Genomic DNA, 3,415 nt, shown 5'->3' on the forward strand with positions numbered 1-3,415 from the left:
CCCCCCCCCCCCCCCCCCCCCCCCCCCCCCCCCCCCCCCCCCCCCCCGCGCCGGTGACCACGTGCCCACCCTGGACTTCGCGTTCCTGGCGGATGCAGCCGAAGCCGAGCCCGGTCGCAAGTTCTACGTCCTCGGCGGCGGCATCGACCAAATCGCCGGGCCGGTGTTCCCACTGGTGCACCCGCATATGGCCCTGCTGATGCGCTTCCTCGTACCCAACGATGAACTCGGGCGCGGCCACATGCTCACCGTGCGACTGGTCGACTCCGAGCGGAACGAGCTGGCGAGGATCGACGGGAAGATCGAAACCAGCTCGGGAGAGATCGCCGGCCTAGCGGTTCCCGTGAACATGGTCATCAACATGGCGAACACTCGCTTCGAGACGCCGGGGGAGTACTCGATCGACATCATCATGAACGGCGAGTTCCAGAGAACGATCGGCTTGCGCGTCAGCCAGGTTTCCGGCCCGTGAGATGGCCGGAGGGCCGGCTCTCGCCGGCCCTCCTCGATGCGTATGCGCGTTACCTCACGCCCGTTCGCGTCCTGCTGGAGAACATCGAGATCAGCCAGAGAACGAACACCGCCACGGCGACGTACCAAAGTACCTTCACCGCAAAGCCGGCTCCGAACAAGACCAGCGCGAGGAGCAAGAGCAAAAGCGTTGCGCCCATGATCGCCTCCTTATCCGCCGGTGCCGCCGGACGTCGGAGCGATGTTGCCGCCCGGGCCCGTGTTGTCCTGCGGCTGGTCAACCTGTTCCTGGTTGAAGTTGTTCGTCGTACCACCGGAATCGCGATCGATCACGATCCCGCTGAAAGCGAAGAACCAGATCAGAAGCGCCAAGGCAGCAACCACGATAAGAACGATGAGCGCGGTCGCCGGACCTTCGCCGTCCCGCTCGACAACCGTCGTCGAGCCGTGCCCGTGACTCTCATGAGCATGTGCCATGTGTGCCACCTCCTCGTCGTTCGTGGGCGCTTTCTTGCCCGCGAAAAGTGGGGCCTAAACACGGTCGGGGAGGTTTAGAAATCTGCGGAAGTGGAACGGAACGATTCGAGCTTGCTCAGCGCCCGAGCTCTTTCGGAAGCGCGAAGTGCACATCCTCTTCGATCACCGTGACCTCTTCGACATCGGTCACACCACGATCATGGAAGTATCCGAGCACGCGGTCGACGAGCCATTCCGGCGCAGACGCGCCCGATGTGACGCCGACCGTCATCGCGTCGTCGAACCACTCCGGTTGGATCTCCGTCTCGTCGTCGATCAGGTGTGCGCGCGCGCCGAGCGACGCGGCGACCTCAGCGAGGCGGTTCGAGTTCGAAGAATTGTCCGAGCCGATCACGAGCACGACATCCGACCGCGACGCGATCGCCTTCACCGCTTGCTGCCGGTTCTGGGTCGCGTAACAGATGTCCTCCCGCGGCGGCCCCTGGATCGACGGGAAGCGGCGCCGAAGCACGTCGATGACTTCGTTGGTCTCGTCGACGGAGAGGGTCGTCTGCGAGACGTACGCGACGTGGTCGGGCCGCGTGAGCGTAAGCGCCTCGGCTTCTTCGGGGGTGCCGATGAGGGTGATCGAATTGGGCGCCTCCCCCATCGTCCCGATGACCTCCTCGTGGCCCTCGTGACCGATCAGCACGATGTCGTAGCCGTCGCCGGCGAACTTCTTGGCCTCGTTGTGAACCTTGGTGACGAGCGGGCAGGTGGCGTCGATCGCCTGCAGGTCGCGCGCCTCCACTTCCCGGTACACGTCAGGCGCCACGCCGTGCGCGGAGAGCACCACGGTCGCGCCCTCGGGAACCTCGCTCAGCTCGTCGACGAAGATCGCGCCCTTGCTCTCGAGGTCGCGAACAACCGGGAGGTTGTGCACGATCTGCTTGCGGACGTAGATCGGCGCGCCGAACTGCTTGATCGACCGTTCGACCGTTTCCACGGCTCGGTCGACGCCGGCGCAATAGCCGCGGGGCGCGGCGAGCAGAACTTTGGAGACGGCCATCTCGTCCATCATGGCAGACGCGAGCAGGGCGGGCTGACCGGCAGTCTCAGCTGGGGGTGAAGCCCAGGGTTTGATCCCCTTCGGTCGCCGGGCGTCGCGGACGGGGCCGTCGCGGCGGCTTCCCGACGAGCGTCAGCGGAGCCTTCGCGTCGGCCGCCAGATGGCGCTGCAGGAAGTCGAGGATCGCCTTGTTGACCAAGCGCGGCTCCTCGATGATCGTGCCGTGCGTGCCGCCCGGCACCACGACCAGCTCCGCCACGGGGATGCGCGAGGCCATCACCCGGCCCAGCCAGGGCGGCGTGAAGTTGTCCTTGTCGCCCACGATCACGAGCGTCGGCGCCTTTATCTGCCGCAGGATGTCCTCGGCCGAGTGCCGATGCAGCGCCTCCGCCATCTTCATCATGATCAGCGGGTCCAGCTCGGCCATGTGGTCGTAGTACGGTCGCATGTCCTCGGCCTTCGCCTTGGGCCCGAGCGCGCCGAGCTTCTGAGCGCCGGGGTGCGGAAGCCCCGAGCGCATCAGGGCCTTCCACAACACGAGCAGGGGCCGTGGGAACAGGTTGATGGCCATGCTCGCGATCGGGAAGATCCGCGGCATCAGCGTCGAGTTGTAGAACGTACGCAACGGGCTCGCGTAGGGGCCCGTCACCGACACGATCGTGCGCACCCGCTCCGGCATGAGCCGGTACGCCTCCAAACAGACCTGGACGCCCATCGAGTGACCGATGACGACGATGTCGTGGATGCCCTCGTGGTCGAGGATCTCCTTCAGGTCCCTCGCGTAGCGATCCATGGTGAAGTCGTCGGCCGTATAGTTGCGGGCCCGGTAGCCGGGCTCACGGGGCGCCCCCGATGCCCCGGAGCCGCGGTAGTTCCACACCAGCACCCGGTAGCGCCGCGCGAGCGCCGGCGCGAGGTACTTCCAGAAGTTGTCCGGACACACGTACCCGGCGCACAGCACGATCGTCGGCTGGTTCTTCCGCGCGGTGCCGAGGAACGTGTACGCGATGTGCGTCCCGTCGAAGGACACGACGCAGCGATCCTTCGGGAACAGCGTCCCGCCCTCGACGACGTTGAGATACGCCATACGGCCTATTCTGCCGCCAAAGCGCGGGAGATGACCAACCGCTGGATCTCGCTCGTGCCCTCGAACAGCGTGTAGATCTTGGCGTCGCGGTACCACTTTTCCACCGGGAAATCCTTGATGTAGCCGTATCCGCCGAGCACCTGGATCGCTTGCTCGGTGACGCGCACGGCTACCTCGCCGGCCTTCAGCTTCGACATCGAACCTTCGGCGTGGTTGAAGGGCTGCCCGGTGCGACCCATCCATGCTGCGCGCCAGACCAGAAGCCGTGCGGCCTCGGTCTCCATCGCCATGTCGGCGAGCTGGAACGCGACGCCCTGGTGCTCGATGATCGG

Annotated in this window: 6 protein-coding genes; 1 reads left to right on the forward strand and 5 read right to left on the reverse strand. The window is 65.9% G+C overall.

Features of this window, described 5'->3' with window-relative positions; genetic code table 11:
* The first annotated feature begins 61 nt into the window (after positions 1-61).
* The gene (locus WEB06_16215) at positions 62-472 is read left to right on the forward strand and encodes a hypothetical protein (GenBank protein ID MEX2557160.1); all 411 of its coding nucleotides are present in this window, start codon (positions 62-64) and stop codon (positions 470-472) included.
* Between the two features lie 49 nt (positions 473-521).
* On the opposite strand, the gene WEB06_16220 is transcribed toward WEB06_16215, so the two are convergent.
* The 5 genes from WEB06_16220 to WEB06_16240 all read right to left on the reverse strand — a co-directional run.
* Positions 522-671 carry a hydrophobic protein gene (locus WEB06_16220; GenBank protein ID MEX2557161.1) on the reverse strand — a complete coding sequence of 50 codons (150 nt, stop codon included), beginning with the start codon at positions 669-671 and terminating at the stop codon, positions 522-524.
* Between the two features lie 10 nt (positions 672-681).
* A complete protein-coding gene (locus WEB06_16225) occupies positions 682-948 on the reverse strand; it encodes a hypothetical protein (GenBank protein ID MEX2557162.1) in 267 nt (88 codons plus the stop codon).
* Between the two features lie 115 nt (positions 949-1,063).
* Positions 1,064-1,996, reverse strand: coding sequence for a 4-hydroxy-3-methylbut-2-enyl diphosphate reductase (locus WEB06_16230; GenBank protein ID MEX2557163.1), 933 nt, complete (start codon positions 1,994-1,996; stop codon positions 1,064-1,066).
* 46 nt (positions 1,997-2,042) lie between these two features.
* Positions 2,043-3,083 (reverse strand): alpha/beta hydrolase, encoded by a 1,041-nt coding sequence (locus WEB06_16235; protein ID MEX2557164.1) that lies wholly within the window; start codon positions 3,081-3,083, stop codon positions 2,043-2,045.
* Positions 3,084-3,088: 5 nt separating this feature from the next.
* On the reverse strand, positions 3,089-3,415 hold a 327-nt coding region (locus WEB06_16240; GenBank protein MEX2557165.1), incomplete at its 5' end, for an acyl-CoA dehydrogenase family protein.

This window comes from Actinomycetota bacterium, assembly GCA_040905475.1.
Taxonomy (GTDB): Bacteria; Actinomycetota; AC-67; order AC-67; family AC-67; genus DATFGK01.